Origin of the sequence: Microbispora sp. NPDC049633 (assembly GCF_040675265.1) — a bacterium.
Taxonomy (GTDB): Bacteria; Actinomycetota; Actinomycetes; order Streptosporangiales; family Streptosporangiaceae; genus Microbispora; species Microbispora maris.
Genome location: NZ_JBFAOO010000402.1, coordinates 1 through 1,854, shown reverse-complemented (window position 1 = coordinate 1,854; position 1,854 = coordinate 1). Strand labels below are relative to the sequence as shown.

At 73.5% G+C, this 1,854-nt stretch carries 1 protein-coding gene and 1 pseudogene; both read left to right on the top strand.

Annotation, left to right across the window (positions count from 1 at the left end; all coding sequences use genetic code 11):
- On the top strand, window positions 1–1,498 hold a 1,498-nt coding region (locus tag AB0J39_RS39390; protein WP_363474298.1), incomplete at its 5' end, for an alpha-glucuronidase.
- A 14-nt stretch (window positions 1,499–1,512) separates the two neighbouring features.
- Window positions 1,513–1,854: pseudogene (locus AB0J39_RS39385) on the top strand (SGNH/GDSL hydrolase family protein); the annotation flags it as partial.

Here is a 1,854-nt window from a genome sequence, read left to right as displayed (position 1 = left end):
CCTGGCCCGGGTGTGCGCCTACGCGCGGCTGCTGGCCGCGTGCGGCGTGAACGCGATCTCCGTGAACAACGTGAACGTGCACGCCACCGAGGCCCGCCTGCTGACGGACCGGCTCGACGAGGTCGCCGCGATCGCGGACGCGCTCCGGCGGTACGGGATCAGGGTCCACCTGTCGGTGAGCTTCGCCTCGCCCGTCGTCCTCGGCGGGCTGCCGACCGCCGACCCGCTGGACGAGGACGTGCGCACGTGGTGGACGGGGGTCACCGAGCGGGTCTATGAGACCATCCCCGACTTCGGCGGATACGTGGTGAAGGCCGACTCCGAGGGGCAGCCCGGGCCGTTCGCGTACGGGCGCGACCACGCCGACGGCGCGAACCTGCTGGCCGAGGCACTGGCGCCGTACGACGGGGTCGTGCACTGGCGGGCCTTCGTCTACAACCACCGGCAGGACTGGCGCGACCGGTCCACCGACCGGGCCCGCGCCGCCTACGACCACTTCGCCCCGCTCGACGGGCGGTTCCGCGACAACGTGATCCTGCAGGTGAAGCACGGCCCGATCGACTTCCAGCCGCGCGAGCCGGTGTCGCCGGTGATCGCGGCCATGCCCGCCACCCGCCTCGCCGTGGAACTCCAGGTGACGCAGGAGTACACCGGCCAGCAGCGGCACGTCTGCTACCTCGCCCCCATGTGGCGCGAGGTGCTCGGCTTCCGCCCCTGGGGCCCCGAAGGGGCCGCCGTCGCGGACGTCGTCGGCGGCGGCGACCTGGTGGGGGTCTCCAACGTGGGGGACGATCCCTACTGGACCGGCCACCCGCTCGCCCAGGCCAACCTGTACGCCTTCGGACGGCTCGCCTGGGAGCCGCGGCTGGACCCGGCGGCGATCCTCGACGAGTGGATCGACCTCACCTTCGCGCCGGTGGCGAGCGGGGACGTCGAGCGGTCGCGGCACACGCTGCACGCGATCATGGACGACTCCTGGCGCGCCTACGAGCGGTACACCGCGCCGCTCGGCGTCGGGTTCATGGTCCGCCCCGGCCACCACTACGGGCCCGACGTGGACGGATACGAGTACACCCCGTGGGGCACCTACCACTTCGCCGACCGGGACGGCGCCGGCGTGGACCGCACCCGCGCCACCGGGACCGGCTTCACCGGACAGTACCCGCCGCCGTGGTCGGAGGTGTACGAGTCGCTCGCCGACTGTCCCGACGAGCTGCTGCTGTTCTTCCACCACGTCCCGTACGGACACGTGCTGCGGAGCGGCTCGACCGTGATCCAGCACATCTACGACACCCATTTCGCGGGCGCCGAGCAGGTGGCCGAGGCGAGGCGGCGATGGGAGGAGGCCGCGGGACTGTTCGACCCGCCCCTGCACGCCCGGGTGAGAGATCTCCTCGACGAGCAGGTCCGCTGCGCGGAGGAGTGGCGCGACCAGGTCAACGCCTACTTCTTCCGCAAGTCGGGCGTCCCCGACGCGCACGGGCGGCGCATCCCATGACGCGGCCGCCATGGATGCCCGAGGCGCCGGTGGTCCCCAGCGCCGACGGGCACTGGGTCCCCACCTGGACGGCGATGCCGCAGGCCGCCGAACCGGGGAACATGCCGCCCGCGCCGTTCACGCGGGACGACGTGGTCCTGGCCGATGTTACACTGCGGCAGACGATCCGGGTGTCCACGGGCGGGGAGCGGATTCGGCTGCGCGTGTCGAACGCGTTCGGCGGGGCGGCGCTGCCCGTCACGAGGGTCAGCGTCGCGCTGCCGGCCGGCGGGCGGGCCGGGGTGAGCGCGATCCGGCCGGGCACCGCGCGGCCGGTGACCTTCCACGGCCGGCCGTCGGTGACGATCCCGGCCGGC